At 59.9% G+C, this 19,881-nt stretch carries 17 protein-coding genes; 4 read left to right on the top strand and 13 right to left on the bottom strand.

All coding sequences use genetic code 11. From position 1 onward, the window contains the following. Positions 1 to 21: 21 nt before the first annotated feature. From NF685_RS10620 to NF685_RS10610, 3 genes are all read left to right on the top strand, one after another. Positions 22 to 591, top strand: a complete 570-nt coding sequence (locus NF685_RS10620) for an MmcB family DNA repair protein (RefSeq protein ID WP_252849569.1) — start codon at positions 22 to 24, stop codon at positions 589 to 591. 11 nt (positions 592 to 602) lie between these two features. Next, positions 603 to 1,412, top strand: a complete 810-nt coding sequence (locus tag NF685_RS10615) for an inositol monophosphatase family protein (protein WP_252849568.1) — start codon at positions 603 to 605, stop codon at positions 1,410 to 1,412. Positions 1,413 to 1,504: 92 nt separating this feature from the next. Beyond that, positions 1,505 to 2,377, top strand: coding sequence for a lipid-binding SYLF domain-containing protein (locus NF685_RS10610; protein ID WP_252849567.1), 873 nt, complete (start codon positions 1,505 to 1,507; stop codon positions 2,375 to 2,377). Positions 2,378 to 2,588: 211 nt separating this feature from the next. Here the strand turns inward: NF685_RS10610 and mltG are convergent, their stop codons facing one another. From mltG to NF685_RS10550, 12 genes are all read right to left on the bottom strand, one after another. After that, on the bottom strand, positions 2,589 to 3,581 hold the full coding sequence (gene mltG, locus NF685_RS10605; protein ID WP_222547009.1) for an endolytic transglycosylase MltG: 993 nt from the start codon (positions 3,579 to 3,581) through the stop codon (positions 2,589 to 2,591). Between the two features lie 16 nt (positions 3,582 to 3,597). Next, positions 3,598 to 4,881 carry a beta-ketoacyl-ACP synthase II gene (fabF, locus tag NF685_RS10600; RefSeq protein ID WP_222547008.1) on the bottom strand — a complete coding sequence of 428 codons (1,284 nt, stop codon included), beginning with the start codon at positions 4,879 to 4,881 and terminating at the stop codon, positions 3,598 to 3,600. Positions 4,882 to 5,029: 148 nt separating this feature from the next. Continuing rightward, positions 5,030 to 5,269 (bottom strand): acyl carrier protein, encoded by a 240-nt coding sequence (locus NF685_RS10595; RefSeq protein WP_023978090.1) that lies wholly within the window; start codon positions 5,267 to 5,269, stop codon positions 5,030 to 5,032. Between the two features lie 240 nt (positions 5,270 to 5,509). Continuing rightward, entirely contained in the window at positions 5,510 to 6,250 is a 741-nt protein-coding gene (fabG, locus tag NF685_RS10590) for a 3-oxoacyl-[acyl-carrier-protein] reductase (RefSeq protein ID WP_222547007.1), read from the bottom strand. A 19-nt stretch (positions 6,251 to 6,269) separates the two neighbouring features. Next, entirely contained in the window at positions 6,270 to 7,241 is a 972-nt protein-coding gene (gene fabD / locus NF685_RS10585) for an ACP S-malonyltransferase (protein WP_222547006.1), read from the bottom strand. 114 nt (positions 7,242 to 7,355) lie between these two features. Then, on the bottom strand, positions 7,356 to 8,198 hold the full coding sequence (locus tag NF685_RS10580) for a hypothetical protein (RefSeq protein WP_222547005.1): 843 nt from the start codon (positions 8,196 to 8,198) through the stop codon (positions 7,356 to 7,358). Beyond that, entirely contained in the window at positions 8,198 to 8,959 is a 762-nt protein-coding gene (locus NF685_RS10575) for a class I SAM-dependent methyltransferase (RefSeq protein WP_252849566.1), read from the bottom strand. The genes NF685_RS10580 and NF685_RS10575 overlap by 1 nt, the downstream gene beginning before the upstream one ends. 276 nt (positions 8,960 to 9,235) lie before the next feature. Further along, the gene (locus NF685_RS10570) at positions 9,236 to 9,955 is read right to left on the bottom strand and encodes a glycine betaine ABC transporter substrate-binding protein (protein ID WP_222547003.1); all 720 of its coding nucleotides are present in this window, start codon (positions 9,953 to 9,955) and stop codon (positions 9,236 to 9,238) included. A gap of 169 nt (positions 9,956 to 10,124) precedes the next feature. After that, on the bottom strand, positions 10,125 to 12,023 hold the full coding sequence (locus NF685_RS10565; protein WP_222547002.1) for a sensor histidine kinase: 1,899 nt from the start codon (positions 12,021 to 12,023) through the stop codon (positions 10,125 to 10,127). A 179-nt stretch (positions 12,024 to 12,202) separates the two neighbouring features. Beyond that, the gene (locus NF685_RS10560; RefSeq protein WP_373317811.1) at positions 12,203 to 14,281 is read right to left on the bottom strand and encodes a M13 family metallopeptidase; all 2,079 of its coding nucleotides are present in this window, start codon (positions 14,279 to 14,281) and stop codon (positions 12,203 to 12,205) included. 119 nt (positions 14,282 to 14,400) lie between these two features. Next, on the bottom strand, positions 14,401 to 15,021 hold the full coding sequence (locus NF685_RS10555) for a Dabb family protein (protein WP_252849565.1): 621 nt from the start codon (positions 15,019 to 15,021) through the stop codon (positions 14,401 to 14,403). A gap of 96 nt (positions 15,022 to 15,117) precedes the next feature. Continuing rightward, positions 15,118 to 15,942 (bottom strand): acyl-ACP desaturase, encoded by an 825-nt coding sequence (locus NF685_RS10550; protein WP_222547001.1) that lies wholly within the window; start codon positions 15,940 to 15,942, stop codon positions 15,118 to 15,120. Positions 15,943 to 16,084: 142 nt separating this feature from the next. Here NF685_RS10550 and bioB point away from each other — a divergent pair, with 142 nt between their 5' ends. Beyond that, entirely contained in the window at positions 16,085 to 17,092 is a 1,008-nt protein-coding gene (gene bioB / locus NF685_RS10545; RefSeq protein WP_252849577.1) for a biotin synthase BioB, read from the top strand. Between the two features lie 396 nt (positions 17,093 to 17,488). On the opposite strand, the gene NF685_RS10540 is transcribed toward bioB, so the two are convergent. Further along, the gene (locus NF685_RS10540) at positions 17,489 to 19,699 is read right to left on the bottom strand and encodes a TonB-dependent receptor (RefSeq protein WP_222548737.1); all 2,211 of its coding nucleotides are present in this window, start codon (positions 19,697 to 19,699) and stop codon (positions 17,489 to 17,491) included. Positions 19,700 to 19,881 lie beyond the last annotated feature (182 nt).

Below are 19,881 nucleotides of genomic sequence, written 5' to 3'. Positions count from 1 at the left end.
GTCGATTATGAGTAATGGCAAGTGAGTGACGCGCAAACCCCCGCCTCCATCGAAAACTGCGCCCATAACGAAGCGGACGCTCCTCTTTCGGGAGCAACTGCGCTCTCCTTGCCCGAAACCCAGTTTGCAATACGTCGTGGCATTCTCGGTCTGTGCCGGACGATGCGCTGGGCCTGTGTCAACGAGTTTTCCCTGCCCGCCGCAGGCAGGCGTGCCGACATCATGGCGCTCACACCCGATGGCATGCTGCATTGCATAGAAATCAAATCCGGGCCGAGGGATTTCCTGACGGATCGAAAATGGCCCGAGTATCGCGCCTGGTGCGACAGGCTCTATTTTGCAGTCGATCAGTCTTTCCCGCGCGCGCTGATCCCTGACGATGTCGGCCTCTTCATCGTGCATCTGCCCGAAAGTCCCTCAACCATCCTGCCGGAATGTGCCATGATCCGCGAAAGTCCGCTCGCCAGACTGGCAGCGGCCCGCAGAAAGACCCTGATGCAGCTTTTCGGCCAGACTGCCGCGCTGCGTCTCATGGCTCTGGAGGATCCCGCCATGACGGCGTCTCTTCGTGCGGCAAGACGTGTCGAATAAGGAGTGCCTGCATGACCGATCACGCAACGACGAAACAGCGTCTCATCGCCCAGCGCCTTGAAGTCGCCCGATCCGTCGTCGCCGACGCCGCTGCCCTGGCGATGGCCATGCGCCCGCCACCGGGCGGACCGATCGGAACCACCAAGGGCATGCAGGACTATGTGACCGAAGCCGATACTGCTGTCGAGTCGCTCGTCTCCCGAAGGCTGGAAGCGCTTTTCCCCGAAGATGGCTTCATGGGAGAGGAAGGCGGACGCCAGAGACAGGGCGGCCTGACCTGGGTGATCGACCCGATCGACGGGACATCGAATTTTGCCAGAGGACGCGAACGCTGGTGCGTTTCGCTCGGCCTGATGGATGGCGACATACCGGTCGCGGGTGTCATCAATGCCCCGGCCCTGGACGAGGTCTATACGGCCCAGCGCGGTGTGGGGGCCTGGCTGAACGGCAAGCCGATCAAGGCCTCACCTGTAACGGATACGGCAAGCGCCATGGTCGAGATGGGCTGGAGCAACAAGGTCTCTCCCGAAACCTATGCCTCAAGGGCCAAGGCTTTTCTCGAGCTCGGCATTGCGCCGCGTACGGGGGCCTGCGGCGCTCTTGCTCTGGCCGATGTGGCATCAGGTCGATGCGACGGCTATCTGGAAATCGCGATCAATCTCTGGGACGTTGCGGCGGCTCTCGTACTGCTTCACGAGAGCGGCGCACGCGTCTCGCCCTTCCTGCGCGATGGTGGCCTCACAGGAGCGGCCCCCATACTCGCAACGGCACCCGGCGTGGCCGGGCCGATCGCCGGTGCGGCAGGGATGAAGCTGCTCTGACCTGTCTGCATTCCCGGACCGACCATTCTCACGCCATAATTTGCCGTCAGGGCTGAACGCCCTACCGGTTTCAGATACGAGGCCCCTTTTCCATGGTTTCTTTTCCCTGCCGACTCATCGCCTCGACGGTTCTGCTGGCGACAGGGTTGACGGCCCTGCCTGCCACGGCCGCGACAAAACAGCAGGCCCTGATCGACCGGGCAACGCTGGCGGTTCAGGATATCTTTCAGGGCACGAACCCCAATTCGCGCGCCCAGCGTTATCTGGCCAAGGCACGTGCCGTAATGGTCTGCCCGTCGGTATTTCGGATGTCGATTGTTTTCGGCGGGGCGGGCGGCGGCTGTCTGCTCCTGTCGCGCGATGCCCGAGGCTCCTGGTCCGACCCCGCATTCTACACGCTGAGTTCAGCCTCCATGGGTATTCAGCTCGGCGTGGAAAGCTCTGAGCTGATGTTCTTCGTGATGTCCGATCGTGGCCTGCAGGCCCTGCTCGACAGCCAGTTCAAATTCAGCGCCGGCGCGTCGGCTTCGTTCGCCAATATGGGCAGTGGCATTGAAAGCGGTTCCGCAGGGGCCACTAATACCGATATTCTGGCCCTGCAGAAATCCTCCGGTCTTTTCGCCGGGGCATCGCTCGGCGGCTCCAAACTGACCGTTGATAGCGGATCGAACCGGGCTTTCTACAACCAGCCTGTCGGGCCCGAGGATATCGTCATCTCGATGCGCGTGAACAACACGGGTGCCGATCCGCTGCGACGCGTCCTGATGCAGGTTGTGCAGCAGCAGGGGGCTGCAACGCAGGGCGTGACAGGAGCTTCGACGGCGTCCGCCGCATCGGGCGCTGCATCGGCATCGGGCGGCGCGGTGGGTAACAGCCCCTATCCATCCAATTACGACAGCAGCAAATCCTATTCGAGCCAGAGCCACGGCGCGATCAAAAGCGAGTCGCTCTCCGCACCCAAATAAGACGTCTCCGCAGGGGCCGAATCTGCATCCGGCGCAATACAATGCATCGGATGCAGGTATTTCCACGCAGACCAACCGATCTTTTATCCGAGCCAATCCAGTCAGCGTCGTTGCATGAGGATTTCGAACTCAACGAAAACGGTTATGAGCGTCGCTCTCTCCGCTGCCCGTCGGCCAACGCGATAAGCGATCTCAGCGATACAGCCGGTTGTCAGGGCTTCTTCGCTGGTGTCTTCGATGCCTTGAGGCTACGCAAGGTCTCTACGCGACGGTTATGTTCACGCAGATCGTGCGAGAAACCGTGTGCGCCATGCCCATCCGCCACGAAATAGAGCATGTCTCCGCTGGCGGGGTGAGCCACAGCGTCGAGCGCAGCCAGACCCGGTGAACAGATGGGCGATGGCGGCAGACCGTCGATCACATAGGTATTATGGGGACCGGCCCTATGCAGCTCGTCATGCGTGATCCCGTGATCGATCGCTCCCATCCCCTCACTGAGATCGTAAATCGCGGTGGGATCGGATTGCAGCTTCATGCCTTGAGCCAGACGGTTCAGGAACACACGCGCCACCTCGGGGCGTTCAGCGCTGTTGCCGGTTTCACGCTCGACGATAGAGGCCAGGACGAGCAGTTGTTCAGGCGAGGTGATCGAAGGATCCGGCACACGTCCAGCCCAGACGCGGGCAAGAGTTTCCCTCATCAGATCCTCCAGACGATGCACGATCTGCGCGCGCGGGGCACCACGCTCGAAAGCAATCGTCTGTGGAAGCAGGGTACCTTCTGCAAAGGGCGGTACATCACCCGTCAGCATTGTATCCTGCGCGATCATCTGGGCGATCTGACGCGCGGTAAGGCCCTCGGGGATGGTCAGATAATGCCTGACGGGTGCAGCATGACGCAGCACATGCAGAACGTCGAGCACGCTTGCCTGGGCCGGAAAGTTGAGCTCAGCAGCATGAAGCGCGCCCTGTCCGGCCGTTAGACGGGCGATCAGACGAAAATGGACTTCAGAAAACGGGCCGGAAGGGATGATACGCGCTTCGGCGAGATCATGAGCAATACGTGCAGTGCTGCCATGCGGCACCACATGATCGAGCGCTTTTTCGAGTGGACCGGGACGATGCGCGTAAAACCACACCTCCGCTGACGCCCCTGCCCCGCAAAGGACGAGGAGCGCCAGAAAGGCGAGAAAAAAACGCTTCATGCGCGCTCCGGAAAGATCAGACGCCCTTGACGATCAGGCTGGCATTCGTGCCGCCAAACCCGAAGCTGTTGGAGAGCGCGATGTTGATCTTGCGCTGCTGCGCCTCGTGGGCGACGCGATCGATCACGCTCTCACGCGCCGGGTTATCGAGGTTCAGCGTGGGCGGCGCGACATTGTCGCGAATAGCCAGCATGGAGAACATGGCCTCGACCGAACCTGCGGCACCCAGAAGATGACCCGTCGCCGATTTGGTGGAGGACATGGCCAGGCGCTTGGCATCATCGCCAAAGAAACGCTCGACTGCATCCAGTTCGAGGTCGTCTGCCATGGTCGAGGTGCCATGCGCATTGACGTAATCGATATCGGCCGGGGTAATGCCCGCAGAGCGCAGGGCCGCCTTCATGGCGCGGAATGCCCCCTCATGCCCTTCGGCCGGCGCGGTGATGTGATGGGCATCGCCAGACAGACCATAGCCGATGATCTCGCCGTAGATCTTCGCGCCACGGGCCTTCGCGTGTTCATATTCCTCAAGCACCACGATGCCCGAGCCTTCACCCATCACGAACCCGTCGCGATCGCGGTCCCAGGGACGCGAGGCTTTTTCGGGCGTGTCATTGAAGCCGGTGGAAAGCGCACGTGCCGAAGAGAAGCCTGCGATGCCCAGCGGACATACGGCTGCTTCGGCGCCGCCTGCGATCATCACATCGGCATCGCCGAGCATGATGAGGCGCGTGGCATCGCCAATGGCATGCACGCCGGTGGCGCAGGCTGTAACGGCGGAGTGGTTCGGCCCCTTGAACCCGTACCGAATCGAGACATGTCCCGAGATCAGGTTGATCAGGGCAGAAGGGATGAAGAACGGCGAAAGGCGACGGGCCTTGCCGCTCGCTACCGTCAGCGAGGCGTCGTAAATGGTTTGCAGACCGCCGATACCCGAGCCGATCATCACGCCTGTTGCGCAACGATCCTCTTCGGTTTCAGGCTTCCAGCCCGAATCCTCGACAGCCTGAATGGCAGCCGCCATGCCAAGATGGATAAAGCGATCCATCTTCTTCTGGTCCTTCGTCGGAACCCAGTCAGAAAGCGTCAGACCGCCTTCTGCCGTCGGCCCCTCGGGCACCTCACCCGCCACCTGGGCCGGCAGATCGCTCGGGTCGAAGCAGGAAATGCGGCCGATACCGGTCTGTCCGGCAATCAGGCGCTGCCAGGTCTGTTCCACGCCCACCGCCAGTGGCGTGACAAGCCCCATACCGGTGACGACAACGCGTCTTTCTTTCATTGCCGACAGGTTTGCCATCATGGGCGGACGAAGCTCCAGTCATAAAGGCCAGCTCCTGGCGGGCTGCCATGAAGGAGTGGCTGTCAATCTCGTCGTGTGTCCCGGCTCCGCAGATACGGGAGCCGGAGAAAGATCATTGCATCGGGCCACAATGCCCGATGCAGCCGGATCAGGCGGCCTTCTGCTTTTCGATGTAGTCGATGGCGTCCTTGACGGTCGCGATCTTCTCGGCGGCATCTTCAGGGATCTCGACGCTGAAGGCTTCTTCGAACGCCATGACCAGCTCAACCGTGTCGAGGCTGTCGGCGCCCAGGTCGTCGATGAAAGAAGCGTCAGGGGTTACCTTGCTCTCTTCAACGCCGAGATGCTCAACAACGATTTTCTTAACCTTATCGGCGATTTCGCTCATCTGTTCTGGCTTCCTGTGTGCCCGGCATTCGGGCGGTTCGAAACTGTTTACCATCCGTCTGGTTACCCAGTCGGTCCCCGTCTTTACTCCAGAGGCGGCATACACTGCCAGTGCTCAGGATCGCGGACCGAAGATCGGGCCCCGGCGGGCCAAGATGCCCACGCTTCGGACGAAGCAGCGGGCGCTTAGCATGGTTTACCCTCACACGCCAAGCTTTGCGTGCGAGACGGGCCGATGCCCTTATGGCATCGCCATACCACCATTCACATTCATGGTCATGCCGGTCACCCAGCCAGCCTCTTCCGAGGCCAGATAAACGGCAGCTGCGGCGATGTCTTCGGGCTTGCCCATGCGACCGAGCGGGATCGAGCCCAGAAGCTTGTCGCGCTGTGCTTCCGGCAATACGGCCGTCATGGCCGTCTCGACAAAACCCGGTGCAATGACATTGACCGTCACCCCGCGCGAGCCGGCTTCCTGAGCGAGCGATTTGGTCATGCCGATCATTCCGGCCTTGGCGGCCGAGTAGTTCGCCTGACCGCCATTGCCCGTCACGCCCACGATGGACGCGATATTGATGATGCGTCCTGCACGACGGCGCAGCATGCCCTTGAGCGCTGCACGACACAGGCGGAAAGGCGATTCCAGATCGACGGTCAGGACCTGCGACCAGTCTTCGTCCTTCATGCGGATGATCAGGCCATCGCGCGTCAGACCGGCATTGTTGACGAGAATATCGAGCGGCTTGCCCAGCAGCGCCTCTGCCTTGCCCACAAGGGCATCGGCTTCGGCAGCGACAGAAAGATTGGCGGCGCAGACATGCACGCGATCGCCAAGGCTTGCTGCCACCTCGGCCAGAGCGGCCTCACGCGTTCCCGAAAGGACCAGCTCGGCACCCTGCGCATGCAGGGCGCGTGCGATAGCGGCACCCAGACCGCCAGACGCGCCGGTAACGAGAGCGGTTTTGCCTTCAAGACTGAACATCGTATTTTTCTCCACGCTTTCAGAGGTCACGCAGCAGCGCCTCGATTTCTTCCGGTGTGCCCGCATTGCGTGCCGTCATATCGGGGGCAATACGGCGAACGAGCCCCGACAGCACCTTGCCCGCGCCGAGTTCGATCTGAGAGGTCACGCCCATGGCGGCCATAGCCAGAACCGTTTCACGCCAGCGCACTGCTCCTGTCACCTGCTGAACCAGCAAGTCGGGAATCTGCCCCGCATTCGTCGTCTTGCTGGCCGTGACATTGGCGATGAGCGGAATGGCAGGGGTTGCGATCTCGGCCTTTTCGAGGGCCTCGGCCATTCTCTCGGCAGCAGGCCCCATCAGTGACGAATGAAAAGGCGCAGAGACGGGCAGCATCACGGCACGCTTCACACCGCGAGCCTTGGCGATGGCAATGGCGCGCTCGACAGCGGAAAGACGCCCGGAAACGACGATCTGGCCGCCGCCATTGTCATTGGCCAGCTCGATGGTCTCATGGCGATCGGGTTCACCCTCAACCACAAGACGCGCGGCTTCGGCACAGATTTCCCGTGCCAGCTCCGCCTCGACACCCAGCAGCGCAGCCATGCCACCTTGACCTGCGGGAACGGCTTCCTGCATGGCTTTTCCACGCAGACGCAGCAGACGTGCCGTCTGCGCAATTCCCAATGCACCCGCAGCCGCGAGAGCGGAATATTCCCCAAGGGAGTGACCCGCAACGACCGTCGCCTTGTCCGCCAGGCGAAAACCGCCCTCGGATTCCAGCGCACGCACGGTTGCGAGCGAGACTGCCATGAGGGCCGGCTGTGCATTTTCCGTACGGGTCAGCTCCGCTGCCTCGCCGGTGAACATCAGCTTGGAGAGATGCTCGCCCAGAGCCTCATCGACTTCCTGGAAGACCTCTCTTGCTGCCGGAAAAGCTTCGTAGAGCCCCTGCCCCATTCCGACAGACTGGCTGCCCTGACCGGGAAACACGAACGCATGAACTGACATAAGCTTACTCTCACTCCTGCCCAGGCCGGTTCGCCACGGCATCGCGCACGGGTCTCTTGCACTGGGTCTTTCGGCCTCGGGTGATGGCGGAGGCACCCTGTTCCTGTCAAATCGTTACTTCGGTGACAGTGCGCCGTGAAGCGGGAAAGGAAGGGCCATGGCGATACGCATGAGCGGTTTGCTGGCCGCAAAATGCGTGTTTTTTGGAAAGTTCTGCGGACGAAAGGTAAAGCGATAGGCGCTCGCTCCGCCGTTATCCACAAGAAGCTGCCTTCGCTCCCCCTCGACAGCCTCGAAACGACTTCCGGCGGCGATATCGACCGTGAGTTTGTGCGTATCGGGCAGGAGAAATGCGAGCACGACGCCGCCTTCATCCTCGATGCAACGATCGAGCTGATTCAGCCAGTGCAAGGCTTCCTTTCGCGAAAACCCTGAAGCATCGGGCGGCACAACCGTGAAGAAAAAACCTACGCTTAAATGTTCGTCCTTGCTCAGACGTGCGTAGAGCGGGGGATCTGCATCCCATAAGCGCGTATCGCGTGGCAGGACGATCTCGCTCTCCGCGCCGTGCACGAGAGGGATAATCGCCCCGTCCGGTTTCATCATCAGACCCGATTCACGCCCCGGCCTGTCACCCGGCTGGAGAACCGCCTGCATATGCAGCGTCAATCCATCCCGGTCCTTTGCCGGAAAGGATTCGAATCGGCGCAGGATCCGCTCCAGCCCGCGATAACGCCGTGAGAGGGGCACCATGGCTTGCCCCTGCACATCGATGATTTCAGCTGCCGACGACGATGTTGCGGAAGAGGCCGTCGATGCCGACGCCGACGAAGGGGCGAACGGATGAGGCGCGATATCACCCCCGGCGGCAAAGGCCACGCCTGAGGAAAGGATACTCAGGCAACCGATCAGAATGCACGTGACACGATGGATTTCAGGATAAACAGGTTCTGTCATCAGGCGATCTTCTGCAGCACGATGAAAACCTGTGGCACCCGGGACGGATCGTCAAGAAACTCGATAATCCGGAACATATGTCCCCATTTCTGCCGGATATAGGCACGCGGTATAATGGCCTCGCCGTAATGCGCGCCGGGATGAGGCCGTCTGACAGGCGTGGCATGCAGAAAATGTCCCGCATCGTAGCGCGCCTGCGCCCGCGCCTCATCGGTAAAACTGTCGGCACAGACTTCGTGCCAGCTATGTTCGAGCCGGATACCCGAGGCGCGACGCAGACGCTGTTCGGCACAGAAATCGATAAAACGACGGCTTTGCGTCGTGATAAAGACCAGACCGCCCGGCCGGAGAAGGCGATGGAATTCCGCAATCCACCGCCCTGCAAGATACTCATCGAGGTGAGAAAAGACCGAAAACGCGACGATCAGATCGAAAAACCCATCCATGACCGGTGTGGGTGGCGCCACATGTCCGCCCATGAACGTCACAGCCGGATTACACAGGCGTGCTTCCATGAGAAAACGCGATGTTGCATCCAGTCCGAACAGGTTTTCAGGGCGTATGTCTTTCATGAAAAGACGCAGGATACGCCCCCAGCCACATCCGAAATCCAGCAGCTTCATATCTGCCGATAGGGGGTGACCGGCATAGCGGGCATAAGCCTTGATCTCACGGAAGAACATATAGGCCTCATGAAGAGAGACCTCACCCGAATGACCGTGTATTTCGCGCTGAAGCGCCTCGGGTGGAAAACCCGGCATTCTGACGCCATCTATGGCTGGCACCTGCAAAGAGGCGACAAGAACCTTCAGCCAGTCCTCGTCGCTGACTGATCTGAACCTCTCAAATAGATCAGAAGCATCCGGATGAGAGGACATGGCGCGCCTTGTCTGAATGAGTAAGGCTGATTTCTATAATATAGATTAATGCACGCGCAAAATCGGCGTATGTTTATTTATAAATAACCCATGTATCCATGGTACCATACGTGGAATTACCTTCCATGCATGGTACCATTGCAAGCCGACCGGGCTGGCTCAGCGGGATACCAGCCTGCCACGCTGCCAGGCCTCGGCAGCTTCCTCCGGGTCCATGCCATCGATCTGGATGGCGTAATCGAGCGCACTCATCACCTTGTTTCCAAGCGTCATTTCGGAAAGCTCGTCAAGCATGTCCTGATCGGCGCAGGCAGCGACCGTTTCACGCACCAGCATGCAGGCTTCCATTTCCGCAGTCAGACGTGGATCGGCAACAGGCTGAAAGGACTCGTCGTGGAACAGGGCGTGGGGTTGAGCGAGAAATACGAGCGTTTTTTCGCCAGCATCGCGCGCAGCCTGCACAGTTGCGTGAAGCGCTTCATCGTCGCACAGAACCAGAGAGATATCCGCCAGAGCCGGTGTTTCGGCCATCAGCTTACCGGCCTGCTCCGCATCGGCGCGACCGGCGATCACCTTGTCGACCGTGTTTGAGGAAACCGCTCCGATATCCGGAAAGGTCTCATAGCTGGCCCAGCAATAATAAGGTTTGTAGAGCGTGCCGAGCACACGCATCCCGTACTGCACCAAATCGGCATCGCGTGGCAGCCAGGCGGAGACCAGCAAATCGATTGCTCCCTCTTCCAGCATTGCCGGAAGGCCTTTACGGTCGGCATCGATAAAGTCGACCTCGGCCTCATGCGCATCGAGGACGCGTGCTACCGCGCTGGCGCAGCCTGCATGGAGGGCGGTTCCCAGATAGCCCAGAGTAATCGTGGTCATGAACAGTCCTTTAGGCCACCAGACGCGACCAGCCAGTAATTGCAGTTATCTGCCCCGTGTTCGATCACTTCGCCCCGTGAATGGCAAGAGCTCATTGTTTTTTCTTCTGCAATGTCGGGCCGTTAGACACTGCGCCCCCTATTGGAGAGCCTGACGCGAAACCGGGCGATCAGTTGTCCTGTGCCTGACGCAACGGAATGGTGAAGCTGGCATCGCAGCCGGTCACCGGATAACGCAGCGTAGCGTGACCCTGATGACCGAAACCCGTCTTCAGCAGGCGCGACCCGAATCCCGAACTGTCGGGCTCGCTTGCCGGAGGGCCGCCCTGTTCGAGCCAGTGCAGGGCAAGTATTTCTCGCCCCTCATCTTCTTCGATATGCCAATCCAGCGTGATCGTGCCGTTATCCACGCTCAATGCCCCGTATTTGGCCGCATTCGTACCGAGTTCATGCAGCATGAGCCCGAGCGTTGTCGCTGTATTCGGGCCGATCGAGACAGGCGCGCCTGTCAGCTGGAAGCGCTCTATGGGCGCAATACGTGACAGCACCTCACGTGCCAGCATGGCAAGATCACCGCGCTGCCATGACTGGCGCATGAGAAGCTCGTGTGCCGACCCCAGAGCCACCAGTCTTTTCTCGAATGCCTTGACGGCCGCCCTGTTCTCGACACCGCGCAAGCTCTGATTGGCCAGCGCCTGGACGAGAGCCAGCGTATTTTTCAGTCTGTGCGCCAGTTCCTGATGCAATGTCTGCTGATGGGCGCGCGCTTCGAGAGAGGCCGCAGCCGCCTGGGCACGGTCGGACACGGCGCGTACGAAAGCAAGCTCCTGATCCGACCAGTCCCGTGGCGTACAGCTCTGCACGAACAGACAATGCGTGACGCGGCCCTGCCCCATGAGCGGCATAAGCAGTTGCGCCCTGATCTGGTCCTGTTCGCCATGCTGCGCCATGACGCATGGAAGCCAGATATTTTCATGCGCATCGCGCACGACGAGGAGCAGCCCCTTGTCGAGCACGCCGAACGCGGCCGCATAATGGCGACGCGCATAAATGCCTGTGGCACTCGGTATCGAAGCACCACGCCAGTCCGCCATGACTTCGAAATGCGCTTCGTCGGCGCCGTCGCATAGCGCCCATCCCGCGCGATCGACCCCAAGCGCGTCGCCCAGCGCACTGGCCGCGGCATGATAGGCCTGATCGGGCGTATCCACCCGCCTCAGAGCATCGCCGAGCATGACCATGGCAGACAGGCGGTTCGTCGCCACCCTATCGCGCGTGATATCTTCCAGCGTGCCGATCAAACGCCATGGCTTGCCGGAATCATCTGTCTCTATTTCCGCACGACGACGCACCCAGCTCTGTGTCTGGTCGCTCATGTTTACGATCGCATAATCGATCTCCACGAGCGTGAGACTCTCGCTGGCGCCATTGGCAAAATGAACCAGATCGGTGTCGGGTACGGGCATGCATTGTGCGAAAAGCGCGATCGGGCACTGCATGCCCGTCGGCACGCCACTCAGACGCATCAGCTCCGACGATAACGTAATGAACTGACTGCCAAACCTGATCTCGAAGGTTCCTATACCCGGCAGATCCTCGATGGACGGCAATGTCGTTGCTGCATGCGAGGGTGGAAGCCAGCCGCTGGGCACAGGAAGCGATACGGAAGATTTCTGTGCGCAATCCTCCACCCGACAATCCAGTACCTGTGTGATTTGCCTGACAATCGCGGCCAGTCCGTCACGACAGGGCGCCTCATCAGCGTCAATGGGTTCACGGGACAGGAAACACAGGGTACCGGCTTCAGTCGCGCCTGTCCGTGGAATACCGAGACAGAACTGAAACCTGTAGAACCAGGGGGCAGATGCCAGCTCGGATTCAGGGGATATTTTTCGACAGACGAAATCGCTCCCGGGAGACGGATCGGCCACCGCCGTATCCGGCATCGGGCCATGCGTTACTGCCAGATCGTATGTCCCTCGCCCCCGTAGCGCGAGATACGCAGCGGGCACACGCAGTATGGCTGAAGCTGCGGTCAACAGATCATGAAGTGCAGACTGACGTTTCATGAAATATCAGTCTTCGGGAAGATAAACGGATTGGTCGTCCCTTCTCCAGGGGACTGTTCCCTCGCCGCTCGCGTAAAACGCATAAAACCTGTCTCGCCTTTCTGACACTGCAATATGGGCCATCTCAATTCACGAGATGACCCATATGATGGCAGCCCTTGGTAGATACCCTTCCGGTATCACCAGATTTTAACGCGATCCTTCGGCGCGAGATAGAGCTTGTCGCCCGGTTTCACACCGAATGCGTCGTACCATGCATCGATATTATGGCTCGGCAGGTTGACGCGTGCCTCCGGGGCCGAATGGGGATCGGTCACGGCGCGGTTGCGGATCGAGTCCTCACGCAGTTTCTGGCGCCAGACCTGCGCCCAGCCCAGGAATACGCGCTGGTCGCCTGTCAGACCATGCACGACCGGCGCTGGCTTGCCGTGCAACGAAGCATGATAGGCGTCAAGCGCAAGGGTCAAGCCACCAAGATCGGCGATATTCTCACCCATCGTCAGCTTCCCGTTCAGATGAACGCCGGGCAGCACTTCGAATGCATCGTATTGCTTGCCATAGCGGTCGGCCAGCGCCTGGAAGCGCTTGACGTCATCGGGCGTCCACCACTGGTGCAGACGGCCGTGCTCGTCGTACTGACGCCCCTCATCGTCGAAGGAGTGAGTCATTTCATGACCGATCACCCCACCGATACCACCGTAATTGACCGCGGCATCCCCTGTCGGATCGAAGAAGGGAGGCTGAAGGATCGCGGCCGGGAAGACGATTTCGACCTGGTTCGGATCGTTATACGCATTGACCGTCTGGGGCGTCATGAACCACTCGTTGCGATCCACCTTCTTGTCCAGATGGCCGAGATTGTACTGCCAGTCGAAAGCGATCGCCCGTACGCCGTTGCCGTACAGATCGCCCGGCTTGACCGTGAGCGCGCTGTAATCGCGCCACTTGTTGGGGTAGCCCACCTGGATCTCGAAATTCTGCAGCTTGCGCCCTGCAGCCTCACGGGTCGCCGGAGCCATCCAGGCGTTGTGCGCCAGACGATTGGCGAAAGCGGCCTTCACGTCCTGCGTCAGTTGCGTGATGCGTGCCTTGGCTGCAGGCGGGAAATAACGCTCGACATAAATCTTGCCGATCGCCCAGCCCATGGCATCTTCCGTATGCGTCACGGCCTGTTTCCAGCGCGCCGGAAGCTGCGGCGAACCTTCGAGTTCATGATCGTAGAAATCGAACGATGCCTGCACGAAGTTCTGGCTCAGATAAGGTGCGGCGTTGCCAGCCAGATGGAAAGCCAGCCAGGCGCGCAGCACATCGTAATTCGCACCCGACAGCACTTTCGCCATGCCGGCCAGAGCCGATGGCTCACCGACGATAATGCGACGACTGCCCAGCTTCTCGGCGGGAATCCCGGCCGAAGTCAGGAAGGCCACCCAGTCGACACCCGGCGCCTTGCTGGCCAGTTCGTCGACACTCATCGGGTTATAAACCTTGACCGGATCGCGCATCTGCGTGCGTGACCACTCTACCCGCGCCAGCTCGGTTTCGAGCGCAACGATTTTCGCAGCGGCCTCATCGGCCTGCGGCCACGAGATCATGGACAGGGTTTTGGCGATATAGGCCTGATAAGCCTTCTTCTTCGCAGCGAAATCGGGCTTCAGATAATAATCCCGGTCGGGCAGGCCCAACCGCCCCTGATGCAGCTGCAGGGCATACTGCTCGGGGTTATTGTCGTCGGCACTGATCATCAGCGCGAAGGGCGTGTACTGGAAACCATAGGCCGCCTGACCGAAAAGACGGGCGAGACCGGTCTGGTCCTTCACTGCACGGACGGCATCGAGATCGGCCTTGAGCGGCGTTGCGCCCAGCTTGTCTGCCTGTGCCGTATCGAGGAAGGTCGCATAAAATGCCCCGAGCTTCTCTTCTGTCGTCTTGGGATCGGCAGCGGGGTGCTTACCTGCGTCGGCAAGAATGGTCTGCACGCGCTCATGGGCGGTTTCCGTCAGAATGACGAAAGGACCGAAAGACGAGCGATCGGCCGGAATCACAATGTTCTTGAGATAGGTCCCGTTGGCGTAGAGGAAGAAATTGTCTCCCGGGCGAACGGACTTGTCCATGCCGGACATGTTGAAGCCCCAGCTCGGATCATAGGGTTTGACGGCGGCGTCTGCGGCCTTGGGCGCGGGTGCGGTCGCAGCCCCGGCTGCACTGGCACATCCTGCACTGCCATATCCCGTCAGGGCCAGAACGCTGACAGCCCCCAGCCAGAGCGAAGTGGTACGTTTTGTTTTTCCGGTCACTAGGCAGCACTTTCAACAGGTTCGAAACCGTCCCGCCCGCTCGCGGCGCAGGACACATGACGCAACGTTAAGTCAGATTTCGTTCAACGGCGAGTCCGTGGCTTTGCGTGATGCGCGTCCGGCTGCTGACCGGCCACTGCGAGAACATCGAAATCGAACACCACAACCTTTTCGAGTGCCGGACCCGCAAAATTCTTGAATGCTTCGTGAGCCGGATCGAACCAGGCCGGATCCATGATCACAGGCTTGCCGACATAGAAATTGCGATCCCCTTCGGAGGCGAAGGTCACGATGAAAGCCTGTTGCAGGCCGGCATCTGCGCCCTCGCCGCTGTTCTGCATACCCATTTCGATAGAGCGCACGGGATGCGACCCGTCAGGTCTGCGCGAATCCTGCGCCAGACGCAGGAATCGCATCGTGACTTCCGCACGCATAGCCGCCGTTGTGCCCGGCTTGTAGCGAAACATCACCACATGGCGCAGCAGGCCAGGGCGCCAGCTCGGCGAAGTGAACTGCGGCAGGCCGACCTGTGCTGCAAGCTGGCGCGCAGCGATCGTCCCGTTATCCGTCACGGGCGGCAGGGTAACAGGCCCGGACGAGGCAATAGGCAGGGAATAAGGGTCAGCCTTGGCCGGCTGAGCGACAAGAGCCGCCGTGCAGACAGCAGCGCCCATCAGACTGATGCGTGTAAGGCGATAGAACAAGGCCGCAGCCCTCCAGATTGATCGGTTTTCGACGATACTAGATCATGAAATCCGCTGTGGAGGGCTTAATTCGACGTAGGGCAGAAAACGCTTTCGTTACGACGCGGCGATTGCCCGCCTGAAGCGCTTTGCCTTGAACTGGATCAGCTTGTACATCGCTTTCGCAATCAGCGTCTGCACCCGTGAATGCGGGGTGAAACCGATGGTCTTGAAGATCATGCTCGTCACGCGATTGATGTGCTTGGGCCGGTAATAACCCATGGCACGCGCCATATAGGCCGCAATACATTTCTTGTGATCGTACGGCGTGTTGGCTGGCATGTTGGTCGTATAATAGGCGGTCGCCAGCTCGTCGTCCTCGCTCTCCGTTACACGACCCAGCGCAATTTTCGTGCGCTGCCATACACTCAGCTTCTCGCGCTTCAGATAGCGGTGCATGTGATCGTAGAACAGCTTGAAATGACGGTATTCGTCAGCAGCAATCTGCTTGCAGATCGCCTTGAGAACAGGCTCGTCCGTGGCATCGGCCATAGCCGTATAGAAAGACGAGGTCCCGGTTTCGACCATACAGCGTGCAATCAGCTCGCCCGTGCGCGAACCGCGTATCGACGCATCGACATCCTGCTCGATATGATAGGTCGAACGATAACGTTCGAACGCCTTCATGTAGTCCCAGCTTGGATCGGCCAGCATCGCCCATTTGCCCAGCGCATCGCCGTGCTGGACTTCCTCGACTGCCCAGTTATCGGCAGCCTGGCGGAAATCGGGGTCGCCCACAAAGACATTCCCGAGATAGACCGCGTAATCGAGCCCGTTACGCTCGACAACCGCTGCTGCCTTGATGACCGGAATCAGATCCGGGTCCACGCGGGATGCATCGAAGGCATCCCAATCCATCTGATCGATGCGCCAATGTTTCATGACGCATTGATGACATGTCCGGACCATTTTGGGTAGAGTTCTCGCGCAGGCGCGTGACAAGCGCCCCCTTGCTGTGGCATCGCTGCCAGAGCTTTTCTCACCCAAATGTTTTGGAGCCATGCCCCGCATGTCCCTCGATACCATGACACGCGACCCGGTCCTTCCCCGCGAAGTCCGCACTGCGGCAAGCTGGAAACCCGAAATCAGGCATGACTGGACGCGCGACGAAGTTGCTGCGCTGATCGACCTGCCCTTTCCCGAACTGATCTTTCGCGCCCAGATGGCTCATCGCGCCTATTTCGATCCCACACGCGTGCAGATCTCGACGCTTCTTTCGATCAAGACGGGCGGCTGCCCGGAAGACTGCGCCTATTGTCCGCAAAGCGCGATGCACGAAAAGAGCGTCAAGGCCGAGCGCCTGATGGCAGTTGAAAAAGTGCTGACCGAAGCACGTGCCGCCAAGGCCGCGGGGGCCGGACGCTTCTGCATGGGGGCCGCATGGCGTTCACCCAAGGAGCGCGATCTGGATACGGTTTGCGCCATGATCGAAGGCGTGAAATCCCTGGGTCTCGAAACCTGTGTCACACTGGGCATGCTCGATGGTGAGCAGTCGCGCCGCCTGAAAGAGGCTGGGCTCGACTACTACAACCACAACCTCGACACCTCGCCCGAGTATTACGACAAGATCATCACCACACGCAGCTACCAGGACCGTCTCGACACGCTGTCCAACGTGCGCGATGCGGGCATCAATGTCTGCTGTGGCGGTATCGTCGGCATGGGTGAGGACGAAAGCGACCGCGCCGGGCTGATCGCCACCCTCGCTTCCCTGCCCCAGCATCCCGAGAGCGTGCCGATCAATCTGCTCGTGCGCGTCGAGGGCACGCCCCTCGCCGAGGCCGAAGCCGTCGATCCCATTACGTTCGCACGCATCGTGGCTGCCGCACGCATCACAATGCCCGCCAGCCATGTGCGTCTGGCCGCAGGCCGCGAGCTGATGAGTGACGAAGCCCATGCGCTCGTTTTCCTCGCAGGTGCCAATTCGATTTTCTGTGGCGACAAGCTGCTGACCACGCCAAATCCGGCTGAACATCGCGACCGCAAGCTTCTTGCAGGCCTTGGCATGAAGCCAATGACCGAAGGGCACTGAAACCAGTCCACTAGAAATCAAATGAAGGGGCCGGCTCCTGAGAGGGGGCCGGTCTTTTTCATGAGCGATCGTCGCGGGACGACGCCCCGTGTCCCGGAAAGGGGCATAGGCCCCTCTCATCCCGGATTTGTTGCGCTTTGCGCTGGACGTCCGAAAGTCGGGCGACGGGAAGGCTCATGCTTTCGCTGACAGGTTTACTGCCTGCGACGGCATCGAAAGCCCTGCACAAAAACCTTGACCCTCTATCGCCACTCCACCTTGAGTGACCGGCCAATCGACGCATCTGCCCAGACAAGGGACCCAACAGAAAACCAGCCCTGAGGCTGGCTCTGAGCAGTCACGTACAGGCATTGCAGCCGACACGAGAAAGAGCCTCTGCTCCCTCTCGCCTGTCGATCAGAAATCAGCAGTGATCGAGAATTTGAACGTACGCGGCAGGCCCTGAAGCAGATAACCACCAAAAGCGCTTTCCCAGTAACGGGTATTGGCAAGGTTATCGACGCCGAGACGGGTCGTGATCGCCCGATGCTCGACCACAAAGCTGTAGCGTGCGCCCACATCGAAACGCGTCCAGTTGGGCACGCGTAGCTTGTTGAGATTATCGGCATACTGATGGCCGGTCTGGATGACGCGTCCGGTGACCGTCGCTCCACGCAGGAAGGGCAGGTCGTATTCCAGATTACCGTTGATCGTATAACCGGGCACACCGATCGCGCGGTTGCCGTTATAGAGGCCGCCCGATGTGCGCCTCTGGTTGGCGTCGATGATCGAGGTGCCACCATTGAAGCGCAGACCCTTTACGATTTCACCATTGACGGTGAATTCGATACCCCGGTTACGCTGAAGGCCGTCGACAGAGAAAATGCTGGTGCCGGTGCCGGGAATGGCCACGGTATAGGCATTGGGCTGATCGATCTGGAAAATCGACACGGCCGTCGAGAACCGGCCGATATCGTATTTCGCGCCGACTTCATATTGCACTGTCTGATAGGGCGGAAAAATCTGGCCGAGATTGACAACCTGACCGCTTGCCTGCGGCCCGGGTGCCAGACCCTCGATACGATTGAAATAGATCGACGTGTGATGCGTGGGATGCACCACGAGACCGACAACCGGCGTGAAGGCACCCTGATCGTAACCGGTCGGTGTACCCTTGCCGTAGTTGTAGGCGACCGTCTTGATCGACTGGTAGCGAAAGCCCGCCGTCAAAGCGACACGGTCATGGAAGGCCGAAACCGTATCCGAGAAGAACAGGCTCCAGAGGCGGTTACGATTGTTGAGCTGCGGGTCCTCGATGTTACCACCAATATAGGTTTCGGGCTGACTGCTCGAATACAGGGTCGGATGATAGAGATTTGTCTGCTGCTTGGTCAGCGCTAGCGCATAGGCGGTTGCTGTATCCTCCCAGAGGCCTGACCCTCCGGCATTGATTTCGTGCTTCAGCCCACCGGTCCTGAAATGGGACCGTATGCCACCCTGCGTACTTTCATTGGTCTGTACATAGGGCACATACATCGCGCCGTTATAGGCCGCACCGGTCTGGCTATTGGTCACATAGGTGCTGCCGTAATTTCCCTTTTCATTACCGCCCAGACCGCCGAACTGCACATAGGCGGTCAGGTATTTGCCGAAATCATGTTCGACCTTGAGCTTGCCGTAGATGTAGTTCAGCTCGGTATAGGTCCAGGGCTGGCCGTAATTGGCTCCGGCGCCCGGCACTTTCGGCACGCTGGTGGCCCCACTGAGGAACACGCCGCCACGCCCGCCATTCACGCCCTGGTTTTCATAGGCCATGTCGACCGTGACACGCGTACGCTCCGCGCGATCATGCCAGTCGAAACCACCGCCCACGGCCACCTGATGACGTTTCTCGCGATCGATCGCCGCAACGCCGCTCCGCCCGGCAACATTGATACGCACACCGAACTGCTTGTCCTGACCGAAGCGACGCCCGACATCCACGGCTCCACCCCCCATGGATGAACTCGTATAATCGCCCGTGATGCGCGTCAGGGGTGTATCGCCCGCATGCTTCATCTCGAGATTGATATTGCCGCCCTGTGCCGATCCACCCGGCGCAGCACCGTTCAGAAACGCGCTCGCTCCGTTAAGAACCTGCACACTTTCATAAAGCTGGGGAGAAACGAGCTGACGGGGCGTAATCCCGTAAAGCCCATCGATCGCCACATCATCGCCATAGACCGGAAAGCCGCGAATAATGAACTGCTCGGAGAAATTGCCGTAGCCGTAAGTGGTACGCACGGTCGGATCGTTCATCAGCACCTCGCCCAGTGTCTGGGACTGCTGATTGAGAATCAGCGAGGCGTTATAACTGCGTATGTTGAAAGGAACGTCGAGCCCCTTCTTGTTGCCGAGCGCGCCGAGATTGCCACCCGATTTGACTTCCATCTGGTTCTGTCGCTGCGCCCGCACTTCGATCTGCTCGTCGCGGGTGCGGCTGGCGTCTTTTGGCCTCGCCGCCTGTCCGCCGTGTTTTCCGGCAGCTTCTGCGGTATCTTTTGCAGCTTTCGGCGCAGGCTGTGCCTGAACGGCTGCCTGAGCCTGCGCTTGCGCCGCGACATGGCAGGAGAGGCTCGCAGACAGCATCAGCAGGGCAGACAGCGCGATACGCCTTGGACGCAGGCTATGGACGGACAGATCAGAAAAACGCGGCAGGCTCAAGAGGGCTATCTCATTGACAAGAGGTAAATCACGCGGCCAAATAGACGCGAATAAGAAACGCTCGCAACTAAACTTTGCCCTTTGGCGGAATAATCGCTTCGTGACGC

This window comes from Asaia lannensis NBRC 102526 (assembly GCF_024054035.1).
In the GTDB taxonomy this organism is placed as follows: Bacteria; Pseudomonadota; Alphaproteobacteria; order Acetobacterales; family Acetobacteraceae; genus Asaia; species Asaia lannensis.
Note: the sequence above shows the minus strand (reverse complement) of the source record. Positions and strands in the feature narration are given on the sequence as shown.